The sequence below is a fragment of the Lentzea sp. NPDC003310 genome, assembly GCF_040610935.1.
Lineage (GTDB): Bacteria > Actinomycetota > Actinomycetes > Mycobacteriales > Pseudonocardiaceae > Lentzea.
In genome coordinates this window covers 59,706-83,253 of the sequence record NZ_JBEXNC010000010.1, presented here as the reverse complement: position 1 = coordinate 83,253, position 23,548 = coordinate 59,706, and the positions used below count along the sequence as shown (strand labels likewise).

Here is a 23,548-nt window from a genome sequence, read left to right as displayed (position 1 = left end):
GGTCACCGGTGACGGAACCTGTTGTCGCCAGCGGGGTCGCGAGCTTCGCCTGGTTGCTGTTGGCGCTGCCCGCGTTCGGCGCGGCGGTGCTGTTGGTCGGCGGCAAGCGCGCCGACAAGTGGGGCCACCTGCTCGGCAGCGGCGTGCTGCTCGCGTCGTTCGCCTACGCGCTCGCGCTCTTCTTCTCGACGCTCGGTGTCTCGAACCCCGAGGAGCGGGTGCAGAACCTGCACCTGTTCAACTGGATCGACGTCAACGCGCTGACCGTCGAGTTCGGACTGCGGCTCGACCCGCTGTCGCTCACGTTCGTGCTGCTGATCACCGGTGTGGGTTCGCTGATCCACATCTACTCGATCGGCTACATGGCGCACGAGGAAGGCAGGCGGAAGTTCTTCGCCTACCTGAACCTCTTCGTGTCGGCGATGCTCCTGCTGGTGCTGGGCAACGGTTTCGTGACCCTGTACTTCGGCTGGGAGGGCGTCGGTCTCGCCTCGTACCTGCTGATCGGCTGGTACCAGTACAAGCCGGAAGCGGCGTCGGCGGCCAAGAAGGCCTTCCTGATGAACCGCGTCGGTGACCTGGGCCTCGCCATCGCGATCTTCCTGATGTTCAACAAGCTCGGGACTACGCAGTACACCGAGGTATTCAGCCGCGTCAGCGAGTTCTCCTCGGCCGAGGTCCTCGCGATCACGCTGCTGCTGCTCCTCGGCGCCTGCGGCAAGTCGGGCCAGTTCCCGCTCCAGGCCTGGTTGCCGGACGCGATGGCCGGCCCGACCCCCGTCTCGGCCCTGATCCACGCGGCGACGATGGTCACCGCGGGCGTGTACCTCATCGCCCGCTCCAACCCGCTCTACAACCTGAGCGAGGACGGCCGCCTGGTCGTCATGATCATCGGTGCCGTCACGCTGCTGATCGGTTGCATCATCGGCTGCGCCTACGACGACTTCAAGAAGGTCCTGGCGTACTCGACGGTCTCGCAGATCGGCTACATGATCCTCGCGGTCGGCCTCGGCCCGATCGGTTACGCGCTCGGCATCATGCACCTGCTGACGCACGGCTTCTTCAAGGCCGGGCTCTTCCTCGGTGCCGGCTCGGTCATGCACGGCATGAACGACGAGGGCAACATCCGCCGGATGGGCGGGCTCTACAAGTTCCTGCCGATCACCTTCGTCACCTGGACGCTCGGCTACCTCGCGCTGATCGGCATCCCTCCGTTCGCGGGCTACTTCTCCAAGGACGCCATCATCGCGGCGGCGTTCACCGGTGAGGGCTGGCGCCCGTGGGTCTTCGGCGGTGTCGCACTGCTCGGTGCCGCGCTGACCGCGTTCTACATGACGCGCCTGCTGATCCTCGTCTTCCTCGGCCAGCCCCGCTGGAAGGACCTGAAGGCGGAGAACGGCAAGGACTACCACCCGCACGAGTCCCCGCTGTCGATGACCGTTCCGATGATCATCCTCGCGGTCGGCTCGATCGGCGGCGGCTGGTTCCTCTCCTCCGGCGGACGTCTCGCCGGCTGGCTGGAGCCGTCGCTCGGCGAGCTCCGCGAGGAGCACGGCGTCATCTCGCACGGCATGGTCGGCATCCTGACCGTCGCGCTCGCGCTGGTCGGCGCCGGACTCGCGTTCCTGCTCTTCGGCCGCGGCAAGCAGCCGGTCGAGCGTCCGGTGCGGGTGTCGTTCCCGGTGCGCGCGGCCCGTGCGGACCTCTACGGCAACGCACTGAACGAGGCCCTCTTCGCGCGGCCGGGCACCTGGCTCACCCGCGCGCTGGTGTTCCTCGACCTGAAGGGCGTCGACGGTCTCGTGAACGGCACCGCGGCGCTGCTCGGCGGTAGCTCGGGCCGGTTGCGCAGGCTGCAGACCGGGTTCGTCCGCTCCTACGCACTGTCCATGCTGCTGGGCTCGATCTTCGTGCTCGGGGCGCTCCTGGTGGTGAGGTTCTCGTGAGCTGGGTTCTGATCGCACTGCTGGTGGTGCCGCTGGTCGGCGCGCTGGTGGTGGCGTTCCTGCGCAAGGACGACCGGAAGGCCAAGCTCGTCGCGCTGGCGTTCTCGCTCGTCGAGCTCGTGCTGGCCGGCCTGCTGTGGGCCGCCTACGACCCGGACGGCGAGCGCATCCAGCTCGCCTCGGGCGTGACCTGGATCGAGTCGTTCGGCGTCCGGCTCTCGTTCGGCATCGACGGCATCGCGCTGGTGATGATCGCGGTCATCGCGCTGCTGATCCCGCTGGTGATCGGTGCCGGCTGGACCGAGAAGCTGCCCGCCGGCCGTTCGCAGGGCGGGTACCTCGCGCTGATCCTGGTGCAGGAGGCCGTGACGGTCGCGGTGTTCGCCGCCACCGACGTCTTCCTGTTCTACGTCCTCTTCGAGGTCATGCTCATCCCGATGTACTTCCTGATCGGCGGCTACGGCGGCGCCCGCAGGCAGTACGCGGCGGTCAAGTTCTTCCTGTACTCGTTCCTCGGCGGCCTGATCATGCTGGCCTCCGCGATCGGCGCCTACGCGATGGCGTCGGACGAGCTGGGCAAGGGCACGTTCGACTGGGCGACGCTCGTGACGGTCGTCCGCGACGCCGACTCGACGACGCAGACCTGGCTGTTCCTCGGCTTCTTCCTGGCGTTCGCGATCAAGGCGCCGCTCGTGCCGTTCCACACGTGGCTGCCCGACGCCGCGGCCGAGGCGCCCATCGGCGTCACGGTGATCGTCGTCGGCATCCTGGACAAGGTCGGCACGTTCGGCATGCTGCGCTACCTGCTGCCGATGTTCCCGGAGGCGTCGAAGAACCTGGCGCCTTTCGTGCTCGTGCTCGCGGTCGCCGGTGTCCTCTACGGATCGCTGCTCGCGACGGGCCAGCGGGACATGAAGCGGTTCCTCGCGTACGTCTCGATCGCGCACTTCGGCTTCATCGCGCTCGGCATCTTCTCGTTCACGTCGCAGGCCGGCGTGGGCTCGGTGTCGTACATGCTCAACCACTCGATCTCGACCGGCATGCTGATCCTGGTGGTCGGCATGGTGATCGCGCGCGGTGGTTCGTCGCTGATCTCCGACTACGGCGGCATGTCGAAGGTGGCCCCGCTGCTCGCGGGCATGCTGCTGATCTCGGGTCTGACCACGCTGTCGCTGCCGGGCACGAACTCGTTCGTCTCGGAGTTCCTGGTGCTGATCGGCTCGTTCCCGACCCGTCCGGTCTTCACGATCATCGCGACGGTCGGCATGGTGCTCGCGGCGCTCTACGTGCTGTGGCTCTACCAGCGGATCATGACCGGCCCGCTGCGCGGCGACGCCCTCATCGGTGCCGCGGCTGGTCCGGGGGCCGTCGGCGACCCGGAGAAGAAGACCACGATCGGCGACCTCACCAAGCGCGAGATCGCCGTCCTGGCACCGCTCGTTGTCATCGTGCTGGCCCTCGGGTTCTACCCGCAGCCGGTGCTCGACGTCATCACCCCGACTGTCGGGGCGACGCTGACCGAGGTCGGCGTGACCGACCCGGTCACCGTGCAGGAAGGCAAGTGACGTGAACCTTCTCGTCGCTCAGGCGCAGACGATCGAGGCGCCGGAGATCGATTACGGCGCCATCGCGCCGCTGCTGATCGTGCTCGGTGCCGCGTGCGTCAGCGTGCTGCTGGAAGCGTTGCTGCCCAAGCACCAGCGGTGGGCCGTGCAGCTCGTGCTCACGCTCGTGACGCTGGTCGGCGCCGTCGGCTCGCTGATCCTCTACGCGACGTCGGAGCGTCCCGAGCAGGGCGTCTCGACGCTGGCGGGGGCGATCGCGGTCGACTCGCCGTCGCTCTTCCTGTGGGCCACGCTGCTGGTGCTGGGCTTCGGCTCGGTGCTGCTGATCGCCGACCGCTCGGTGGAGCCCGGCGGCGTGTTCGTGGCCCAGGCCGCGATCCGTCCGGGCACCGTGCAGGACCGCGCGCAGGCGACGAAGACCGGCATGCAGACCGAGGTCTTCCCGCTCACGCTGTTCGCGCTCGGCGGCATGATGACGTTCGTCGCCGCGAACGACCTGCTGACGATGTTCATCGCGCTGGAAGTGTTGTCGCTGCCGCTGTACCTGCTGTGCGGTCTGGCTCGCCGCCGTCGCCTGCTCTCGCAGGAAGCGGCCGTGAAGTACTTCCTGCTCGGCGCGTTCGCCTCCGCGTTCTTCCTCTACGGCGTGGCCCTGCTCTACGGCTACGCCGGCTCGGTGAAGCTCTCGGCGATCGCGACGGCCGCGGGTGGCACGGACCGTTCCGACACGCTGCTGTTCGCGGGCTTCGGCCTGCTGGTGGTCGGCCTGCTGTTCAAGGCCGCCGTCGGTCCGTTCCACGCCTGGACCCCGGACGTGTACCAGGGCGCGCCGACGCCGGTGACGGCGTTCATGGCGGCCTGCACCAAGGTCGCCGCGTTCGGCGGCATCCTGCGCGTGCTCACGGTCGCGTTCGAGAACACCCAGTGGGAGTGGCGCGGCGTGCTCTACGGCGTCGCGGTCGTGTCGATGGTGATCGGCGCGATCCTCGGCCTCACCCAGACCGACGTGAAGCGCATGATCGCGTACTCCTCGGTGGCGCACGCGGGCTTCCTGCTGATCGGCTCGATCGCCCTGACGCCGGAAGGCGACGCTCCGGGCGTGAGCGCGACGATGTTCTACCTGCTGGCGTACGGCTTCACCACGATCGCCGCGTTCGGCATCGTGTCGCTGGTCCGCAACTCGGACGGCGAGGCGACGCACCTGTCGCAGTGGGCGGGTCTCGCGAAGCGGTCGCCGATCGTGGCGGGCACCTTCACGTTCCTGCTGCTGGCCCTCGCCGGAATTCCGCTGACGTCCGGCTTCATCGGCAAGTTCGTGGTGTTCAGCGCGGCGATCGACGCCGGCCTGACGCCGCTCGTGGTGATCGCTCTCGTGGCCTCGGCCGTGGCGGCGTTCTTCTACCTGCGGGTGATCGTGCTGATGTACTTCAGCGACCCGGCCCCGGACGGCCCGACCGTCACGGTGCCCGGCGCGTTCACCACGGTGGCGATCACTCTCGGTGCGGTCGTGACCCTGGTGCTGGGTTTGTGGCCCACGTTGGTGCTCGATTGGGCGGGTACCGGCACCTTCCTCAGCTAGGTGTACGTAGTCTGCTGGTGTGACCAGTAGCGAGCATGAGGGACCGGGGTTCGCGTTGGTGGACCCCGTGCTCACCGAGGTAGTCCAGGACGGCCTGGCCGAGGTGGAGCGCAACCTGCACGACGTCGTGCAGAGCGAGTTCCACCCGGTCACGGAAACCTCGCTTCACCTTGTGGAGGCGGGCGGGAAGCGGATCCGCCCGCTCTTCACACTGCTCGCATCGCAGTTCGGCGCCGACTGGGACCGGGAAAAGGTCATCAAGGCGGCCACTGTGGTCGAGCTCACCCACCTCGCGACGCTCTACCACGACGACGTCATGGACGAGGCGACCATGCGGCGCGGAGCGGTCTCCGCGAACGTCAAGTGGGACAACAGCATCGCGATCCTCACGGGCGACTTCCTGTTCGCCCACGCGTCCCGGCTGACCGCCGACCTGGGGACGGACGCGGCGCGGATCATCGCGGAGACCTTCTCGGTCCTGGTGACCGGCCAGATGCGCGAGACCGTCGGCCCGCAGCCCGGCGAGGACCCGATCTCCCACTACCTCAGGGTGATCGAGGAGAAGACCGGCGTCCTGATCGCGACGGCGGCGCGCTTCGGCGGCATGTTCTCCGACGCGACCGAGGAGCAGACCGACGCTCTGCGCGCGTACGCCGAGGTGATCGGCGCGGCGTTCCAGATCTCCGACGACGTGATCGACATCGCGTCCCCGTCGGTCGAGTCCGGCAAGACGCCGGGCACCGACCTGCGCGAGGGCGTGAAGACGCTGCCGATGCTCTACGCGCTGACCGACCCGTCCGAGACGCGGCTCGCCGAGCTGCTGGCGGGGCCGATCACCGAGGACGAGCTGGTGGACGAGGCCCTGTTGCTGCTGCGCAAGTCCTCGGGCATGGACAAGGCCCGCGAGACGCTCGACGACTACGCGGACCGCGCCCGCACGGAGCTCGGCAAGCTGCCACCGTGCGCCGCGCGGGACGCCCTCGAGGAGCTCGCGACGTACGTCGTGGAACGCACCCGCTAGGTCTCAGCTGACCGGCGCGAGCACCTGCTTGCGCCGGTTCCTGATCGCGTCGAACGTGAACACCGCCAGGGCCAGCCACACCAGGCTGAACCCGATCCACCGGCTCGCCGGCATCGGTTCGTGCACCACGAACACGCCCCACGCGAACTGCAGGATCGGCGCGATGTACTGCAGCATCCCCATGGTGCTCAGCGGGATCAGCCGGGCACCCGCACCGAACAGCAGCAGCGGGATCACCGTCACGATGCCGGTGCTGAGCAGGAGCAGCACGTGGCCGGTGCCCGCGGCGGCGAAGGTGTTCGCGCTGCCGAGCGTGAGCAGGTAGACCAACGCGATCGGCGCGATCACGGCGTTCTCGGCGGTGAGGCTCGAGATCGCGTCCAGCGGCACCTTCTTCTTCAGCAACCCGTAGGTGCCGAAGGAACACGCCAGGATCAGCGAGATCACCGGCAGTCGTCCGTAGTCGATGGTGAGCACGATCACAGCGATCACGGCGACGGCGATGGCGGCCACCTGGGTGATGCGCAATCGTTCCTTGAGGAAGATCATGCCTAGTGCCACGCTCACCAACGGGTTGATGAAGTACCCCAGGGCAGCCTCGACGACATGATGGCTGTTGACGGCGTAGATGTACGTGCCCCAGTTGGCCGTGATCAGAACGGCCGCTGCGGTAACGATCAACCAGCCTTTGCCAGACAGTTCCAGGAGAGGACGCCACCGTCGGAGCACCGCGACGACGATGGCCAGTGTGACGAACGACCAGACGATCCGGTGCGCGAGCACCTCGACCGGCTGGGCGGGTACGAGGAGTGGCCAGTACGCCGGGAACAAGCCCCAAAGGACGTAGGCGAGTGCGCCGTAGGTGACCCCTCGCCCCTGGGTGTGAACTTCTGGCGAACTGATGGCAGAGGTGGTCAGAGGGGGCACAAAATCCCACTCTACGCTGGGCTTTCCACCCGTTATTTGCGCTGAACGGCGTAGTGACGGAGCATCATCAAAGGCACTGTAGTTTGGCCATGCTCACCCTTCCGAGTGAGTGGGGTCGGTGTGGTCGTAGAAGGGGCTTACCCGTGAACATCTTCGGGCAGGTCTGGCTGTGGAGCCTGCTGTCCTTCGTTGCGGGAGTGCTGCTCACCTGGTTGGTGATGGTGCGCCCCGCACGGAAGCAGATTGCCGACCTGGATGATCAACTTCTCGACGCGCGTCGTTCGGCCGCGCCCGTCTCGGCGGTCACCGTCGACGACTTCGAGGTGGACGAGTGGGAGGCCGCGCCGCCGCGTTCGCTCAGCGACGAGGTGCTGACGCCGCCCAAGCCCGTTCCGGCGCTCCCGCCGGCACCCGCGCCGTACGCGGAGCCGCCCGCCTACCGCGGTGAGCCCGTGCCGGCTCCCGCACCGGCGCCGCTGCCCGTGCCGCTGCCGCCGCCGGTCGTGGAGGAGCCCGAGCCCGCGTCGTTCGAGACCACCACCTTCGACGCGCAGCCGGAGCCCGAGGAGGAGCCGGCCGCGCCCGTTCGCCAGTACCTGGAGCCCGAGGAGGCGCAGCGCCGCTTCGAGGAGCAGCTGGCCGAGCAGAAGGCACTGGCCGAGGCGGACGACGACCGTCCGCGCTCGTTGTTCGAGCGCCTCGCGCCCGGCGAGGTCCCGCCGGAGACGCCCGCGGAGCAGACGACGGTCCTGTCGCAGTCCGGCCTGGAGGCCGCGGACTTCGACGACGAGCCGGAGCTGCCCGCCGAGCAGACCTCGCACGTGCCGGTGGTCCCGCCGGTCGCGGAGCCGGGACTCCCGGCCCCGGCGCCCACCGCGGGCCCCGAGGTCGACGAGCAGGCCGACGACTTCATCTACCAGCCGCGCGAGGTCTGGGCGCAGGACGAGCCCGAGACGTACCTCGACGAGGCCGCCGAGCAGGAGGACGAGCCCGCCGGCACCCGCTCCGAGCAGACGACGTTCATCGCCGTCGAGGAGAGCAGCTGGCCGGACAACGACCTCACCGGCGAGTACCCCGGCCTGCGCGACGAGATCTCCGGCCAGCTGGACGGGTTCACCGAGCCCGAGCCGGAGGTCGAGCCCGAGTCCCCGGCCGAGCAGACCGGTCTGATCGAGCCGATCGTCGACGAGCCGGCCGACCTGGACGCGCCGAGCGTGCGCCACGGCGTCTTCGAGTCGACGCTCGCCGAGGAGCCCGTCGAGGAGCAGGAGTCCTCGCACGCGCTGCACGAGGAGCCCGTCCACGAGGAGCCTGCCGCCGAGGAGCAGCCCTACCAGGAACGGGTCTACGAGGAGTTCGTCGAGCCCGAGTACACGGGGTCGTTCTCCCAGCCGTTCACGGCTCCGGGCGCCCCGCCGCCCGCACCGTTCTCGGCGTTCGAGCCGGTGCTCGAGACCGAGGAGACCCAGGAGCGTTCGGTCCGCACCGTCGGTGCCGCGTTCTCCCACGGCATCGAGCCCTCCACGGCACCGCCGCCCGCCCCGGCCGCACCCGTCGCCGCCCCCCAGTCGCGCTCGCTGTTCGAGCCGCTGCTGGAGGCCGACGAGCCGCTGCCGGCGCTCGGCCAGACCCGCACGCTGCCGGACACGTCGAACGACCAGCCGTTCGTCCCGAAGTTCGTGCCGAGCGACGAGCCGCTGCTCGCCGCGCCGCCGGAGCCCGAACCCGAGCCCGTACCGGTCGAGCTGCGGCACACCGAGGCAGGTCTGCCGATCCGCGAGGCCCGGCGCACGACTCAGCAGCGCCAGCAGAGCTTCCCGGCGTTCTCGGCGTTCGAGTCCCCGAAGGCGGAGGCTCCGGCCGCCACGCCCGCGCTGCCCGTGCGTCCGCGTCCGGTCGGCTTCTCGCCGTCCACCGGCGGTCGCCCGAACGGCGCGCCCACCGCGGCGCCGGCGCGGTTCCAGCAGCCCGAGGGCTTCAACCCGCGGTCGCCGTTCGGTCCCGGTTCGGTGCTGCCGAAGTCGGACGGGCACGCCCCGGCCGCGGACTTCGCGGTGAAGGCCACGCTGACCGGCCGCCGGTACTACTCGGAGGGGTCCGCGAACTTCTCGGAGACGCGCGCCGACGTGTGGTTCCGCACCGAGGCGGACGCGGAGAAGGCCGGGTTCCGCCCCGCTCCGTGAGAACTGACGAAAAAGGCCCCCACCGCGTTCGGTGGGGGCCTTTTCGGTGTTCCGGGGTCAGCCGACCACGGTCCAGGTGTCCTTGCCGTGCAGCAGCTTGCTGAGGTCCGCGGCCTTGCTGGCCTTGGCCTCGCTCACCTGCGCGCGCACGCCGTCGTCGTACGTCGTGCGGTCCGCACGGCGGAAAACGCCCGTGACGGTGTGCGTGAGGTCCTGCGTCGACAGCCGCGAGAGCGCGAACGACAGGTTCAGGTCCGACGCGTCGTGCACCACGATCTCGCTCGCGTCCACGTCCGCGGATTTCGCGACCGCGAGCCCGAAGCCCTCACGCACCACGCAGTACTCGCCCTCACGACCGAACCGGATCGGCTCGCCGTCGACGACGTTGATGATCCGCCGCTGTGCCTCGTCCGCGTCCTTCAGCACGTCGAACGCGCCGTCGTTGAAGATCGGGCAGTTCTGGTAGATCTCGACGAGCGCCGAACCGCGGTGCTCCGCGGCCTGCCGCAGCACCGAGGTGAGCCCGGCCTTGTCCGAGTCGAGCGCCCGGCCCACGAAGGAGGCCTCCGCGCCCAGCGCCAGCGACACCGGGTTGAACGGGTGGTCGACCGAGCCGATCGGCGTCGACTTGGTGACCTTGCCCGGCTCCGACGTCGGCGAGTACTGACCCTTGGTGAGGCCGTAGATCCTGTTGTTGAACAGCAGGATCTTGAGGTTCACGTTGCGCCGCAACGTGTGGATCAGGTGGTTGCCGCCGATGGACAGCGCGTCGCCGTCACCGGTCACCACCCACACGCTCAGGTCCGGCCGCGCCACGGCGAGACCCGTGGCGATGGCCGGCGCACGGCCGTGGATGGAGTGCATGCCGTACGTGTTCATGTAGTACGGGAAGCGGGACGAGCACCCGATGCCCGAGACGAACACGATGTTCTCGCGCTTGAGACCCAGCGACGGCAGGAAGGACTGCATCGTGTTCAGCACGATGTAGTCGCCACAGCCGGGGCACCAGCGGACCTCCTGGTCCGACTTGTAGTCCCTGGCCGACTGCTTCTCGTCGGTGGTGGGAACTCCGGTCAGGCCGGGGATCCCGAGGTCGATGGCGGTCACGCCGACACCCCCTTGATCACGTCAGCGAGCACGTCCTGCAGCTCTTCCGCCTTGAAGGGCAGGCCCTGCACCTTGGTGTACGACACGGCGTCGACCAGGTACTTGGCCCTCAACAACAACGCCAGCTGCCCGAGGTTCATCTCCGGCACGATCACCTTGTCGTAGCTGCGGAGCACCTCACCCAGGTTCTTCGGGAACGGGTTGAGGTGGCGCAGGTGCGCGTGCGCGACCGGCAGGCCCAGCTTGCGCACGCGGCGGGCCGCGGCGCCGATCGGGCCGTAGGACGAACCCCAGCCCACGACGAGCACGCGGGCGTTGCCGTCCGGGTCCTCGACCTCGACGTCCGGCACCTCGATGCCGTCGATCTTGGCCTGGCGCAGGCGGACCATCTTGTCGTGGTTCTCGGGGTCGTACGAGATGTTGCCCGTGATGTCCTGCTTCTCCAGACCGCCGATGCGGTGCTGCAGACCAGGGGTGCCGGGCACGGCCCACGGACGCGCGAGCGTCTCGGGGTCGCGGGAGTACGGCTGGAAGTTCTCCGGGTCCGTCGCGAACTCGACCGTGAGGTCCGGCAGCGACTCGACGTCCGGGATCATCCACGGCTCGGAGCCGTTCGCGATCGCGCCGTCGCTCAGGAACAGCACCGGGGTGCGGTACTTGAGCGCGATGCGGGTCGCGTCGACCACGGCGTCGAAGCAGTCCGAGGGGGACTGCGGCGCCACGATCGGCACGGGCGACTCGCCGTTGCGGCCGAACATCGCCTGCAGCAGGTCGGCCTGCTCGGTCTTCGTCGGCAGACCGGTGGACGGGCCACCGCGCTGGACGTCGATCACGAGCAGCGGCAGCTCGGTCATCACGCCGAGGCCGATGGTCTCGGACTTGAGCGCGATGCCGGGGCCGGACGTCGACGTCACGCCGATCGCACCGCCGTAGGACGCGCCGAGGGCGATGCCGATGCCCGCGATCTCGTCCTCGGCCTGGACCGTGGTGATGTCGAAGTTCTTGTGTTTGCTCAGCTCGTGCAGGATGTCCGACGCCGGCGTGATCGGGTACGTGCCGAGCACGACGGGCAGCTTCGAGAGCTGCGCGGCCGCGACGATGCCGTACGCCGTCGCCGTGTTGCCGGTGATCTGGCGGTACGTGCCGACGTTGAGCTTCGCGGGCGCCACCTCGTAGGTGACGGCGAAGGCCTCGGTCGTCTCGCCGTAGTTCCAGCCGGCGCGGAAGGCCAGGACGTTGGCCTCGGCGATGTCGGGCTTCTTCGCGAACTTCTCGCGCAGGAACCGTTCCGTGCCCTCGGTGGGCCGGTGGTACATCCACGACAGCAGGCCGAGCGCGAACATGTTCTTCGCGCGTTCGGCGTCCTTCTTGCCGAGGCCGGTCTCCTCGAGCGCCCCGATGGTCAAGGTCGCCATGGCGATCTTGTGCACCTGGTACTTCTCGAGCGAGTCGTCTTCCAGCGGGTTCGAGTCGTACCCGACCTTGGTCAGGTTCCGCTTCGAGAACTCGTCGGTGTTGACGATGAGGATGCCGCCGTCCGGCAGTTCGCCCACGTTCGCCTTGAGCGCGGCAGGGTTCATCGCGACGAGGACGTCGGGACGGTCGCCGGGCGTCAGGATGTCGTAGTCGGCGAAGTGCAGCTGGAACGACGACACACCGGGCAGGGTGCCCTGTGGTGCGCGGATCTCGGCGGGGAAGTTGGGCTGCGTGGCGAGGTCGTTGCCGAACGCCGCCGCTTCCGACGTGAACCGGTCTCCGGTGAGCTGCATGCCGTCACCGGAGTCGCCGGCGAAGCGGATCACGACGCGATCCAGCTTGCGGGTCTCAGTGCTCATTCCTACGCCGATACCTCTCTCCAAGGGTGGCCGTGCCCCACCACGAGGGTAGTCGCCAGGACCGCCTGCGAGACGGGCCGTGTACCACCAGGCGAGACGAACTGTCCCACCTGCCGCAACGGGTCCTTAACTAGACGGTAAGCACAGCACTACCAGCGGATACCCGAATGCGGCAGACGTCACCTCTGTTACCTGTTACTCAAGGTAACACCTACCGCCCGCTGATCCGAGCCTTCATCGCGGAAAGCCTCGCAGCGAACTCTGGAGTGTCGATCGAAGCGACCTGTGGCCGCAGTTCCGTCTCGACCGCTTCCGCGTGGTCGTGCATTGCATCGGTCGCGCGCATCGTCGCCTTGATGGTCCGGACGAGTTCCGCGGGTGCCTCGGCAGCGGCTTTCGCCAGCTCCAAGGCGTGCTGAACGGGGTCCTCAGCCTTGGCGTAGGCGAGCCCGTGGGCGACGGCCTGGTCCGCGTCCAGGATCTGCCCGAACAACGTCATGGCCGTGGCCACCTGCGGGTTCGTGATCCGCTGCAGCATCCACGTCATGCCACCGCCGGGGTGGATGCCGAGCTGCAGGAACCGCGCGTCGAACCGCGCCCTCGGCCCCGCGACCCGCACGTCGGCGGCCAGTGCGAGGTTGAGCCCGGCGCCCACCGCCGCACCGTTGACCGCCGCGATCGTGGGGATGGTGGCGTTCGCCACCGCGAGAAAGCCCTGGTAGATCAGCTTGAGGCCCTCGTCCTTGGAGTTCCCGAGCTGCGTCAGGTCCGCGCCGGCGCAGAAGGCGGGCGGCGCACCCGTGACGACCAGCGCGTTGGCCTCCCGTTCGGCCTCCGCGACCTTGTCCGCGAGCTCCCGCGACAGGTCGATCGTCAGCGCGTTGCGCCGCTCCGGGTCGTTGATCGTGATCACCGCGACGGACTCTCGCAGCTCCAGCAGAACCTCAGCCATGGCCCGCACCCTAGGGCGCGATGGGCCGGTCCAAGAGCCGGGACAGCACAACGGTGGACACGGTCCGGTCGATGATCTCCACAGCCCGCAGCCGCTCCAGCGCCGTCTCGAGGTGGTGGATGTCCGCCGCCCGCAGGTGCACGATCGCATCCGCCGCACCGGACACCGTGTACGCGGCGCTGACCTCGGCCATCGGCTCAAGCCGGTGCTGGATGTCGTGAGGCGCGACGTTCCCCTTGCAGTGCACCTCGACGAACGCCTCAGTGCCCCACCCGAGCGCCTCCGGGTCGACCACGGCCGTGAACCCCCTGAGGACCCCCGTGTCCAGCAGTTTGTCCACCCGCCGCTTCACCGCGGGAGCGCTCAACCCGACCTCCTTCCCGATCTCCGCGTAGCTGGAACGGGCGTTGGCCATGAGGCACGAAATGATTCGCTGGTCGATGCTGTCCACACGCAACATTCTGCACCAGATCACGCAATGTCGCGGCGTTGTTCGATGGTCAAGCCGCCGTTTACATTTCGATCCATGACGGTATCCATCTCCGGGCCCGGCGAGCCGATCACGCTCGACATCGCCGCACCCATCGCGCCGACGCGCATGCCGACCACCCGTCGGTACCTCATGTGCCCGCCGACGTACTTCACGGTGGAGTACGCCATCAACCCGTGGATGGATCCCACCCAGCCCACCAGCACGACGCTGGCCGTGGAGCAGTGGACCGCTCTCAAGGAGACCTACGAACGCCTGGGCCACCAGGTGGAGGTCATCGAGCCGGTAGCCGGCTTGCCGGACATGGTCTTCTCCGCGAACAGCGGCACCGTGATCGACGGCCGAGTCCTCGGCTCCCGCTTCCGAGCAGCACAACGTTCCGCCGAGGCAGACCACTTCCGCCGCTGGTTCCTCGGCGCCGGCTACAAGTCGGTCGTCATGCCCACCGCCGTGAACGAGGCAGAGGGCGACTTCACCTGGACCGGCTCCCTCCTGCTCGCCGGCACGGGCTTCCGCACGGATCCGGGGGCGCACGCCGAAGCCCAGGAAGTCCTCGGCGTCCCCGTCGTGTCACTGCAGCTCGTCGACCCGCGCTTCTACCACCTCGACGTAGCGCTGTTCATGCTCGACGACCAGTCCCCGTCCCCCCTGGTCGCCTACTACCCGGAGGCCTTCTCGCCCGGCTCGCAGCAGGTGCTGCGCCGCCTGTTCCCGGACGCGGTGATCGCCACCGACGCCGACGCGGTGTGCCTGGGCCTGAACGCCGTCTCCGATGGCAAGCACGTCGTCATGCCCGTGGAGGCCACGCACCTGGCAGAGCAGGTGTCGCGGCGCGGGTTCGAGCCGGTGTTCGTGGACATCTCGGAGTTGCGCAAGTCGGGCGGCGGCCCGAAGTGCTGCACGATGGAACTGCGCGGCTAGACCTCGCCCACGCAGCCATCGCCGAAGGCCCCCGTCAACGACGCCGGGGGCCTTCGCCGTGTCTGCCGTGCGTTGCGCACGAACCGTGCGTAACGCACGAGCCCCTCTGGTTCGATCAGCCTCCAGAACCGTCTACTGGGGGTGGGGAAGTGGCGGAGAAGCGTTCGCCCACGTGGGAGTGGGACGAGCTGGTGCTCGTGTGCGACCTGATGGCGTTCCCGCCCGGCGGTCGCGTGGAGTGGTACCGGCTGCTGGAGGAGCACGCGGAGGTCCGCGAGCTGTCGGAGATGCTGCAACGGCTGCCGCTGCACGCCCCGGAACAGCGCGGTGCCCGGTTCCGCACGCCTGGCGCCGTGGCTCGCAAGGGCGAGAACATCCGGCAGTGGCACGAGAGCTTCGGCCACGGGCACAACAACGGCGGCAAGCGGGACAGGGAGGTGCTGGACCACTTCCTCCGCAACCCCGTCGAGATGCACAAGCAGGCCGAGGCGTTGCGGCTGGAGTACCGCGCGGGCAACCTGGCCGACCTGCCGTCGCTGGAGGCCGACGTCGACGAAGGCGCCGCGGAGGGCAGCGTGCTCCGGAGGCTGCACCTCGTGCGTGAACGCGACCCCGCGCTGCGCCAGAAGAAGATCGACGCGGTGCTCGAGGCGGAGGGGAGTCTTGCGTGCGAGGTGTGCACGTTCGACTTCGAGCGCTTCTACGGCGAGCGCGGCAAGGGCTTCGCCGAGGTGCACCACGCCGTTCCGCTGCACATCACCGGGCCGACCAAGACGCGGCTCGGTGACCTCGTGGTGCTGTGCTCGAACTGCCACCGGATGATCCACCGCGGCAAGGAGTGGCTCACCCCCGACGAGCTGCGCGGCAGGGTCCGGGGCTAGGCGTCCAACTCCCACCGCACGAACTGCATCGTCGACCTGAACCCCGCCCGCTCGAACATCCCGAACCCGGCCGAGTTCTCCGAGTCCACGTTCAACAACGCCCGGTCGAACCCCTCCGCCGCAGCCGCCCCCAACGCATGCGCCAGCAACGCCCCGGCGACCCCGCGGTTCCGGTACTCCGGCAACGTCCCGACAAGCATGAAATGCGCATCCCGAACGCCGCTGAAAGCAGTGTCGGCCTCCCAGCTCATCGTCACCAGCATCCCGGCAGCCACCCCACCCTCACGCAGCAGAAAGCTCAGCCCGGGCTGGAACGTCTGATTGGTGACCTTGTTCTTCCACAGCTCGACCGGCATCGGCGTGAAACCCCAGTTCGAGCGGTAAGCCGAGTTCCGCAAAGCCCGGAACTCCTCGTCGTTGCCGGCAGACCAAGCCTCGATCCGGGGATCGCGAGACGCGGCAACACCGAGCAGCGAGTGCTCCATCCGCTGGAAGTACCGAACCGGCGCAAAGCCCTCACCACGAAGCAGTTCGGCCAGCCCGGCGATTTGCGAAGCCTTGTGCACGTCGATCGCGAGCCGCAACGTCGGGTGGTGCTGCGAGTGCAGAACTCGAGCCGCAGAAACCCCGGCCCGCACCAGCCGAGTACCGATCCCGCGGCGCCGATAAGAAGGATGAACCCCGCCGTCCAACGACACCCGGTGCACCTCGACGGCCGTGGGCCGGTACTGGACCTTCATGTACCCCACCATCACCTCGCCGTCGAACACCGCGAGGCTGGCGCGCTCCAGGTCCGCGAACGGGTCGACCAGCTCGGTGAGCGTGTCCTCCGCCGTGTAGTTCTCGCCGATCTTGTCGACGGCCTCCATGGCGTTGAGGAGGTCGGCGGACGTCTGCGCGTCGTCGCGGGTGAGCGGGCGCCACGTGAGGCCTGAAGACATGGGGCGACCGTAACTAGGCGCGAGAAGGGCTGTCGTCCGAGTTTCCTCCAACGGCTTCGCACGCTGCACTCGTGGACGCTTCCCGAGCCGGCCCGCGAGGCGTCGCACCTCGTCGCGGACCTGCCGTTCGACCGACCCAGGGTGCTGCGGCTGCTGGAGAAGCTCGTGGCCGGGCTCTGGTGGCCGCAGTAGCGTCACGAGATGACCGACGTTCTCGTGATCGGCTTCAACCCGCACACCATCCCCGGCTTCGACCCCGCCCCCGTGGCCGCCGGCATCGAGCGGTCCAGCAGGCAGTTCGCCGAGCTCGGGCTCACCGAGGACCTCTTCCTCATCGACTTCGACGAACTGGACGGGCGCGCGCAGGCCAAGCTCGGGGAGAAGCTCCGCGCGAAGAAGTACGACTGCGTCGTGGTCGGCGGCGGCATCCGCAAGGGACCCGGTCTGCTCGAGCTCTTCCAGCTCGTGGTCAACGAGGTGCACTGGCGTCAGCCGGAGGCCGCGATCGCCTTCAACGACAGCCCCGGCGACAGCTCGGACTGGGTCCTCAAGGCTCTGGAGCAGAGGCGCAGGAGTTAACCCACAACATCGGGTGAACCGAAGACGCAGCTTCTCCGTACCCCTCGTCAGAGTCAGAAAAACGCTGTCCAGCGATCAAGTCCCCGCAGGTCAGCACCCCGCAGCCCGATAGCACTACCAAGCGTGACGGAATCACTCGATCGCGTGGTCGTGGACATAACCCATAACGAGAGCCGGGCTAGCAGCGAACTAACAGACAGCTCCGTCAGTTCGTCAGGAGGCAACGATGAACTTACGCAGGACTCACAAGGCTCGCTGACTGTCTGTCAGCAACGGATAGCCCATCTCCTCGGAAACGTGACGAGAGTCACCCAACGGGCGCTGGAGCTTGCCTGCGCTCGTGACACGAGGTTACGTTCTCGCCCGCCGATAACGGTTTGGTCACCGGCAGGACACAGGACCCGTAGCACCTAGGGTCCAAAGTCCGGCCCGGAATCCCCCGCCGAGTTCGCCCGGTGGCCAAGCTCCCCGACGCAGGAGGCTCCCCCTTGGCCCGGCACAGCAAGGCCGATGGCCGAACCGTGTACACGGTCGTGCCCAGACCAGATTTCAAGCCCGGCGCTCACCGGGTCGAGGACGACAAGGTCCCGCTCGCCCACCGTGTGAGCGCGATCGTCGTCGCGGCAGGTGTCGCCGCCGGTACCGCGGCCATCGCCAACGCTGCCACCAGCGGTTCCTCGACCGAACTGGCCGCAGGTGCGGCCGAGCTTGGTGCGGTTCCCGACCAGCAGGTCAGGAACATCCAGACCGTGCACGACGTGAACCCCGGCAGCCAGGCCGGACGTCTGCTGCAGCACCAGCAGATGTACGCGCAGCAGGTGTTCAACCAGGCCACGAAGGTCGCCGCGGACGCCCACGCCCAGCGCGAGGCGGCTGCCAAGGCCGAGGCCGAGCGCCAGATCGAGATGCGCAAGCCGGCCAAGCAGCGCGAGGTCGAGGGCTGGATCAAGGAAGCCATCAAGATCCTGCAGGCCAACGGCACCAACATCGACAACGGCTCCGTCGACGAGATCTACACGATCATCATGAAGGAGTCGAACGGCAACCCCAACGCCGTCAACAACTGGGACTCCAACGCGATGCGGGGCACGCCGTCCAAGGGCCTGATGCAGTGCATCGACCCGACGTTCCGCGCGTACAAGCTGCCCGGCTACGACAACATCCTCGCGCCGGTCGACAACATCATCGCGGGCGTCCGCTACACCTACGCCCGCTACGGCGGCTTCCACAACCACCCGGGCCTGGTCTCCATGAACCTGGGCGGCGGGTACCTGGGGTACTAAAGGAGCCGATTCGCGCCGTGTCGGGGTGCGGGAATCCTCTCTGCGAGCGATGCTGTCAATCAGGTTCACCCACAAGCATGGCGGCCCTAGCGGGCACACGCCCGGTAGTGCTCCCATCGAACGCGATCCCCGAACGCAGGGAGTGGCCGATGAACGAGCAACAGGCACGCGACGACGAGCTGGAGAAGATCCGCTCGGAGGCGACGAGTTGGCTGGCCAAGATGGCCAAAGCCCAGCATCGTCCCAAAGTCGAGCAACGCAGGCCTGAGCACGACGCCATGACACCCGCGAAGAAGTAGGCAGGAAAACCGCGAAAGCGCCCCGGCTGCCAGCCGGGGCGCTTTCGCGTTCACCGGGCTGCCAGGGCGGACCTGGTTCCCGACGTCCGCCGTCACAAGGTCGGAGCCTCCTGCTCGAACGCGGCCCACAGGAGCTTCAGCGGGTGGTCGGCCGGGTGCTTCTCCAACTCGTCGGTCCGCGCGAACACGCCCACCAGGCGCTCGAGCGAGTCGTCGGCGAGCTGGACCACGCGCAGGCCGCTTCCCTCGCGCAGCTCGTTGTTGGCCGCCACCACCCCCAGGCCGGACGTGACGATCATGGCGCCCTTCACGAGGTTGGAGCGGAGCAGGGAGATGCCGTACTGGATCTCGTCGATCTCGGCGGCGATGTCGAGGCCCTGCCGGTAGTCCGGCCCGAACCAGCCGCGCAGGAACTCCGCGATCAACCCCGCTCCCGGCACGACCAGCGGCACCGAGCGCAGCGCCGGCACCCGCACGCGGTCGCCGACCACGGTCTCCGGCAGGTTCGTCAGCAGGGCCAGGCCGCCACGGCGCCACTGGATCACTTCGAACTCGGGGCGCTCCCAGCCCTGGCCCGCCCGCGTGACCACGCTGCCGCAGACGACGTCGACCTCGCGGTTCTCCAGCTTCGTCCAGATGTCCTTGGTGCGGATGTGCACGACCTTGAGGTCCACGTCGCGCTCCTGGAACACGTCCTCCACGTGGTGCCAGGCCTTCGCGAGTGTGTCGAGCATGTATCGCGTGGTGCCGACGGTGACGGTCGTGCCGAGCTTGCGGCGGCACTCGTGAATTCCGTCGAGCCACTCCGCGAGCGTCTCCCGCGCCAATTCGACGATCGACTCACCGGTGGCCGTGAACAGCACGTCTTTTCCGCGCCCCTGCTTCACCACGAGCGCTTCGCCGCACAGTTCCACGAAGTTCCTGTTCAACGTGTCGAGCTGCTTCTGCACGCTCGACTGCTCCCGTCCCAACGCCCGTGCGGCGCGCAGGGCCGAACGGGTCTCGTGCACCGTGAGCAGTGTCCTGAGCTGGTCCATCGTGGTATCCAGTAGTGCACCGGGCATGTTCAGCAGGCGGTGCAGCGAGGTGCTGGTGGGAAGCACCAACTGGGACGAGCCGGACATCGGGACCCTCTCTGATGTTCTACCGATCAGTTGAACTGAACTTGACCGCATTTCGCTGCCAAATTATCTGCAGATCTTGTCGGCAAATCCCTGGACACTTATCTCGCGGTGTACAAAGCTATCTGCGGCGACCACGCGTGGGAGCCGATTCCGGGGGGAATCATTGGGGGGTGGGGGTCCGCCAGGCGCAAGCCGGCGGGCCCCCAAGTATTACCCTCAGCCGTTGTGACGGCTTCCGCTCGCCTGGAATGGGGCACCACCTACCAGGTCACCGTGCTCGAACTCGGACTCGCCTGCTGCGGAGTCGAAGTGATGGCTGCTCTCGACCGCCTTCCCGACCTCGGCGTGACGCCGGTCGACGGCGCGGGCGAGGCGCACGTCCTCGTCGTCTCCGGCACCGTCACGGACGCCATGTTGCCCGCTGTCCTCCGCAGTTACGAGGCCATGCCCGAACCCCGCTACGTGATCTCCGTGGGCGCCTGCAGCAACACCGGCGGCCCGTACTGGGATTCCTACAGCGTCACCAAGGGGATCGACCAGGCCCTGCCGGTCCACGTCGCCGTTCCCGGCTGCCCGCCGCGTCCCGAAGCGCTCCTCGAAGGCCTCAAGGCGCTGCACGGGCTGGTGAACGCATGACGACCCCGAAGACCGCGTTCGGCCAGACGATCCACCACGTGGAACTCGCCGACTGGCTCGCCACGGCCACCGCCCGCCACGCCGAGGGCTTCGTGATGTTCGACTGGCTCGGCGTCGAGGACGCGGGCCGGCCGGGCGCCGTGGGCCAGCGTCACGCCGTGTTCCTGCACGTGATCGACCCGCGCACGCGCGAGGGCATGATGCTGCGCACCGAGATCGGCGAGGCTGACGCGCTGCCGAGCGTCGCGCACCTGTGGAAGGGCGCCGGCTGGCACGAGCGCGAGGCCGGCGAGATGTTCGGCGTGACGGTCGGCGAGCCCGGACACCTGCTGCTGCCCGAGAGCTTCCAGGGCCACCCGCTGCGCAAGGACTTCGTGCTCGCCGCACGCGTCGTGCGTCCGTGGCCGGGCCGTCTGGAACCCGGAGAGGACAACACGAGCGCGCCCAGCCGCCGCCGCACCGCACCACCTGGAGTGCCGGACCCGTCGTGGGGCCCGCGCCGTGAAGAGGAGCCGCAGTCGTGACGACGAACCTGCCACCGCGCACGAGGGGCGTCATCGCGCTGTTGGAGGCCAACTGCACCGTGTGCATGATCTGCGCGCGCGAGTGCCCCGACTGGTGCATCCACATCACGTCGCACACGGAGGTGGAGGAGCAGCCCGGCAGCGCCCGGCCGCGCAGCCGCAACGTGCTCGACCGGTTCGCGATCGACTACGGCCAGTGTCTCTACTGCGGCATCTGCGTCGAGGTCTGCCCGTTCGACGCCCTGCACTGGGCGCCGGAGTTCGGTTATCCGGGCACGGGGTCGATCGACGGCGAGGGCGCCGTCGCGGAGCTCGTCCACGAGCGGGACGTGCTGTCCACGTGGGTGGAGAAGGTGCCGCCGCCACCACCGCTCGACCCGGCCGCGGAGGCCGCGCCCGAAACGGCCACAGGAACCGGACGGAGGCCCGGTTCGTTGAGGGGTAGGACGTAAAACCCGGAGGCGAAACCGTGCACAAGCACTTCAACGGGTTGAAGACGGCCGTGCTGCTCGGCGGGATGAGCGCGCTGATCGTGCTGGTCAGCAGCTTGTTCGGTCGCACGGCACTGGTCATCGGCCTGGTGTTGGCCTTGGGCGTGAACGCCTACGCGTACTTCAACTCGGACAGGCTCGCGCTGCGCGCGATGCGGGCACGACCCGTGTCGCAAGTGGAGCAGCCGCTGCTCTACGCGATCGTGCGCGAGCTGTCGCAGAAGGCGCGCCAGCCCATGCCCAGGCTCTTCCTGAGCCCGACGGCGGCCCCGAACGCGTTCGCGACGGGCCGCAACCCGCGCAACGCGGCCGTGTGCTGCACCACGGGCATCCTGGACCTGCTCGACGAACGCGAACTGCGCGCCGTGCTGGGCCACGAGCTCGCGCACGTCTACAACCGCGACATCCTGATCAGCTGCGTGGCCGGCGCGCTGGCCGGCGTGATCACGACGCTGGCCAACCTGGCGATGTTCGCGAGCATCTTCGGCGGAGGCGACTCCGAGGACGACGGCCCGGGCCCGTTCGGCCTGCTGCTGATCGCACTCCTCGGCCCGGTCGCCGCGACAGTCGTGCGCCTGGCCGTGAGCCGCTCGCGCGAGTTCCAGGCCGACCAGTCGGGCGCCGAGCTCACCGGCGACCCGCTGGCGCTGGCCAGTGCGTTGCGCAAGATCGAGGAGGGGACGCGGGCGGCGCCGCTCGCACCGGAGCCGGAGGTGGTGTCGCAGAGCCACCTGATGATCGCGAACCCGTTCCGCACGGGAGAGCAGTTCGCGAAGTGGTTCTCGACCCACCCGCCGATCGCCGACCGCATCCGCAGGCTCGAGGAGATGGCCAGGCGCTAGCGCCCGGCCTTCGCCACGGCCATGAGGTACTCGCCGTACCCGGACTTGCCGAGCTTCTCGCCGAGCGCGTAGCACTCCTGTGCGGAGATGAACCCCATGCGCAGCGCGATCTCCTCGGGACACGCGATGCGCACGCCCGTCCGGTGCTCCAGCACCTGCACGAACTGCCCGGCCTCGAGCAGCGAGTCGTGCGTGCCGGTGTCGAGCCACGCGAACCCGCGGCTCAGGTCCACGAGCTGCGCACGACCCTCGCGCAGGTAGGCGAGGTTGACGTCGGTGATCTCCAGCTCGCCGCGCGGCGACGGCTTGAGGTTCCGCGCGATGTCCACCACACCGTTGTCGTAGAAGTAGAGCCCGGTGATCGCCCGGTTCGACTTCGGCTGCGCCGGCTTCTCCTCGATGGACAGCAGCTTCCCGCTCGCGTCGACCTCACCCACGCCGTACCGCTCGGGGTCCTTCACCTGGTACCCGAACAGCACGCACCCGTCCAAAGTGGACGCGTGGTGCTGCAGCGTGGTGGAGAAGCCCTGGCCGTAGAAGATGTTGTCGCCCAGCACCAGCGCCACGTCGTCGTCCCCGACGAAGCCGGCGCCGATGACGAACGCCTCCGCGAGCCCGTTCGGCGCGGCCTGCTCGGCGTACTCGAACGACATGCCCCACTGCGACCCGTCCCCGAGCAACCGCCGGAACAGCGGCAAGTCGGTGGGCGTGCTGATGATCAACACCTCGCGGATGCCGGCCAGCATGAGCACCGACAGCGGGTAGTAGATCATCGGCTTGTCGTACACCGGCAGCAGCTGCTTGGAGACGGCCTGCGTGATCGGGTGCAGGCGCGTCCCGCTGCCACCGGCGAGGACGATGCCCTTCACCGGTAGTTGGTGAACTGGAGGGCGATGCCGAAGTCGGAGCCCTTCAGCAGGGCGATGACGTCCTGCAGGTGGTCCTTCTTCTTGCCGGACACCCGCAACTGGTCACCCTGGATCTGCGCCTGGACGCCCTTGGGCGCCTCCTCGCGGATCTTCTTGGCGATCTCCTTGGCCTTCTCGGACGTGATGCCCTGCACGAGATTTCCCGTGACCTTGAACACCTTCCCGGACACCGCGGGCTCGCCCACCTCGAACGCCTTCATCGAGATGTTGCGCTTGACCAGCTTCTCCTGGAAGACGTCGATCGCCGCCTTGCAGCGCTCCTCGGTCTCGGAGGTGAAGGTGATCGCCTCCTCGCCGGCCCAGGCCACTGTGGTGTTGGTCCCGCGGAAGTCGAAGCGCGTGCTCAGCTCCTTGGAGGCCTGGTTGAGCGCGTTGTCGACCTCCTGCCGGTCCACCTTGCTCACCACGTCGAACGACGGGTCCGCCACGACTTCACTCCTCAACGATCTCGGGGTCACAGCCTGCTGCGATGCTACTGGGGGTACCCCGATTT

General features: G+C 68.4%; 22 protein-coding genes and 1 pseudogene. 14 read left to right on the top strand and 9 right to left on the bottom strand.

Going from position 1 to position 23,548, the window contains the following annotated elements; genetic code table 11:
• Window positions 1–8 precede the first annotated feature (8 nt).
• From nuoL to ABZX02_RS21480, 4 genes are read left to right on the top strand one after another with little or no spacing between them, the layout of a single operon-like run.
• The gene (gene nuoL, locus ABZX02_RS21495; protein WP_355300339.1) at window positions 9–1,946 is read left to right on the top strand and encodes an NADH-quinone oxidoreductase subunit L; all 1,938 of its coding nucleotides are present in this window, start codon (window positions 9–11) and stop codon (window positions 1,944–1,946) included.
• Entirely contained in the window at window positions 1,943–3,511 is a 1,569-nt protein-coding gene (locus ABZX02_RS21490; RefSeq protein ID WP_355300338.1) for an NADH-quinone oxidoreductase subunit M, read from the top strand. Before nuoL ends, ABZX02_RS21490 begins: the two co-directional genes overlap by 4 nt.
• A 1-nt stretch (window position 3,512) precedes the next feature.
• Complete coding sequence (nuoN, locus tag ABZX02_RS21485) at window positions 3,513–5,090, top strand: NADH-quinone oxidoreductase subunit NuoN (RefSeq protein ID WP_355300337.1); 1,578 nt, start codon at window positions 3,513–3,515, stop codon at window positions 5,088–5,090.
• Window positions 5,091–5,145: 55 nt separating this feature from the next.
• A complete protein-coding gene (locus ABZX02_RS21480) occupies window positions 5,146–6,111 on the top strand; it encodes a polyprenyl synthetase family protein (protein WP_355300605.1) in 966 nt (321 codons plus the stop codon).
• 3 nt (window positions 6,112–6,114) lie between these two features.
• Here the strand turns inward: ABZX02_RS21480 and rarD are convergent, their stop codons facing one another.
• Complete coding sequence (rarD, locus tag ABZX02_RS21475) at window positions 6,115–7,038, bottom strand: EamA family transporter RarD (protein WP_355300336.1); 924 nt, start codon at window positions 7,036–7,038, stop codon at window positions 6,115–6,117.
• A gap of 143 nt (window positions 7,039–7,181) precedes the next feature.
• Between rarD and ABZX02_RS21470 the strand changes: the two genes are divergently transcribed.
• Complete coding sequence (locus tag ABZX02_RS21470; protein WP_355300335.1) at window positions 7,182–9,221, top strand: hypothetical protein; 2,040 nt, start codon at window positions 7,182–7,184, stop codon at window positions 9,219–9,221.
• A 57-nt stretch (window positions 9,222–9,278) separates the two neighbouring features.
• On the opposite strand, the gene ABZX02_RS21465 is transcribed toward ABZX02_RS21470, so the two are convergent.
• The 4 genes from ABZX02_RS21465 to ABZX02_RS21450 form a co-directional block, all read right to left on the bottom strand.
• Window positions 9,279–10,328, bottom strand: coding sequence for a 2-oxoacid:ferredoxin oxidoreductase subunit beta (locus ABZX02_RS21465; protein WP_355300334.1), 1,050 nt, complete (start codon window positions 10,326–10,328; stop codon window positions 9,279–9,281).
• On the bottom strand, window positions 10,325–12,163 hold the full coding sequence (locus ABZX02_RS21460) for a 2-oxoacid:acceptor oxidoreductase subunit alpha (protein WP_355300333.1): 1,839 nt from the start codon (window positions 12,161–12,163) through the stop codon (window positions 10,325–10,327). Before ABZX02_RS21460 ends, ABZX02_RS21465 begins: the two co-directional genes overlap by 4 nt.
• A gap of 211 nt (window positions 12,164–12,374) precedes the next feature.
• On the bottom strand, window positions 12,375–13,115 hold the full coding sequence (locus tag ABZX02_RS21455) for an enoyl-CoA hydratase (RefSeq protein ID WP_355300332.1): 741 nt from the start codon (window positions 13,113–13,115) through the stop codon (window positions 12,375–12,377).
• A 10-nt stretch (window positions 13,116–13,125) separates the two neighbouring features.
• Window positions 13,126–13,566 (bottom strand): Lrp/AsnC family transcriptional regulator, encoded by a 441-nt coding sequence (locus ABZX02_RS21450; RefSeq protein WP_089915782.1) that lies wholly within the window; start codon window positions 13,564–13,566, stop codon window positions 13,126–13,128.
• 147 nt (window positions 13,567–13,713) lie between these two features.
• On the opposite strand from ABZX02_RS21450, the gene ddaH reads away from it, so the two are divergent.
• Both ddaH and ABZX02_RS21440 read left to right on the top strand, forming a co-directional pair.
• Window positions 13,714–14,526, top strand: coding sequence for a dimethylargininase (gene ddaH / locus ABZX02_RS21445; protein ID WP_355300604.1), 813 nt, complete (start codon window positions 13,714–13,716; stop codon window positions 14,524–14,526).
• 149 nt (window positions 14,527–14,675) lie between these two features.
• A complete protein-coding gene (locus ABZX02_RS21440) occupies window positions 14,676–15,407 on the top strand; it encodes an HNH endonuclease (protein ID WP_355300331.1) in 732 nt (243 codons plus the stop codon).
• Here the strand turns inward: ABZX02_RS21440 and ABZX02_RS21435 are convergent.
• Entirely contained in the window at window positions 15,404–16,348 is a 945-nt protein-coding gene (locus ABZX02_RS21435; protein WP_355300330.1) for a GNAT family N-acetyltransferase, read from the bottom strand. The genes ABZX02_RS21440 and ABZX02_RS21435 overlap by 4 nt on opposite strands.
• 201 nt (window positions 16,349–16,549) lie before the next feature.
• Here ABZX02_RS21435 and ABZX02_RS21430 point away from each other — a divergent pair, with 201 nt between their 5' ends.
• From ABZX02_RS21430 to ABZX02_RS21420, 3 genes and pseudogenes are all read left to right on the top strand, one after another.
• Entirely contained in the window at window positions 16,550–16,927 is a 378-nt protein-coding gene (locus ABZX02_RS21430; protein ID WP_355300329.1) for a hypothetical protein, read from the top strand.
• Window positions 16,928–17,859: 932 nt separating this feature from the next.
• Window positions 17,860–18,210, top strand: a pseudogene (locus tag ABZX02_RS21425) (transglycosylase SLT domain-containing protein); the annotation flags it as partial.
• A gap of 149 nt (window positions 18,211–18,359) precedes the next feature.
• Window positions 18,360–18,509 carry a hypothetical protein gene (locus ABZX02_RS21420; RefSeq protein ID WP_355300328.1) on the top strand — a complete coding sequence of 50 codons (150 nt, stop codon included), beginning with the start codon at window positions 18,360–18,362 and terminating at the stop codon, window positions 18,507–18,509.
• Between the two features lie 92 nt (window positions 18,510–18,601).
• Here ABZX02_RS21420 and ABZX02_RS21415 read toward each other — a convergent pair whose 3' ends face one another.
• Window positions 18,602–19,633: a LysR family transcriptional regulator gene (locus ABZX02_RS21415; protein ID WP_355300327.1), complete on the bottom strand. Its 1,032-nt coding sequence runs from the start codon at window positions 19,631–19,633 to the stop codon at window positions 18,602–18,604.
• Window positions 19,634–19,858: 225 nt separating this feature from the next.
• On the opposite strand from ABZX02_RS21415, the gene nuoB reads away from it, so the two are divergent.
• From nuoB to htpX, 4 genes are read left to right on the top strand one after another with little or no spacing between them, the layout of a single operon-like run.
• Entirely contained in the window at window positions 19,859–20,269 is a 411-nt protein-coding gene (nuoB, locus tag ABZX02_RS21410; protein ID WP_355300326.1) for an NADH-quinone oxidoreductase subunit NuoB, read from the top strand.
• Window positions 20,266–20,793 carry an NADH-quinone oxidoreductase subunit C gene (locus tag ABZX02_RS21405; protein WP_355300325.1) on the top strand — a complete coding sequence of 176 codons (528 nt, stop codon included), beginning with the start codon at window positions 20,266–20,268 and terminating at the stop codon, window positions 20,791–20,793. The genes nuoB and ABZX02_RS21405 overlap by 4 nt, the downstream gene beginning before the upstream one ends.
• Complete coding sequence (locus ABZX02_RS21400) at window positions 20,790–21,245, top strand: 4Fe-4S binding protein (RefSeq protein ID WP_355300324.1); 456 nt, start codon at window positions 20,790–20,792, stop codon at window positions 21,243–21,245. Before ABZX02_RS21405 ends, ABZX02_RS21400 begins: the two co-directional genes overlap by 4 nt.
• Window positions 21,246–21,262: 17 nt before the next feature.
• Window positions 21,263–22,126 carry a zinc metalloprotease HtpX gene (htpX, locus tag ABZX02_RS21395; RefSeq protein WP_355300323.1) on the top strand — a complete coding sequence of 288 codons (864 nt, stop codon included), beginning with the start codon at window positions 21,263–21,265 and terminating at the stop codon, window positions 22,124–22,126.
• On the opposite strand, the gene rfbA is transcribed toward htpX, so the two are convergent.
• Window positions 22,123–22,995, bottom strand: coding sequence for a glucose-1-phosphate thymidylyltransferase RfbA (gene rfbA, locus ABZX02_RS21390; RefSeq protein WP_355300322.1), 873 nt, complete (start codon window positions 22,993–22,995; stop codon window positions 22,123–22,125). The two genes, htpX and rfbA, sit on opposite strands and share 4 nt — an antisense overlap.
• Window positions 22,992–23,483, bottom strand: a complete 492-nt coding sequence (locus tag ABZX02_RS21385; protein WP_355300321.1) for a YajQ family cyclic di-GMP-binding protein — start codon at window positions 23,481–23,483, stop codon at window positions 22,992–22,994. The genes rfbA and ABZX02_RS21385 overlap by 4 nt, the downstream gene beginning before the upstream one ends.
• Window positions 23,484–23,548 lie beyond the last annotated feature (65 nt).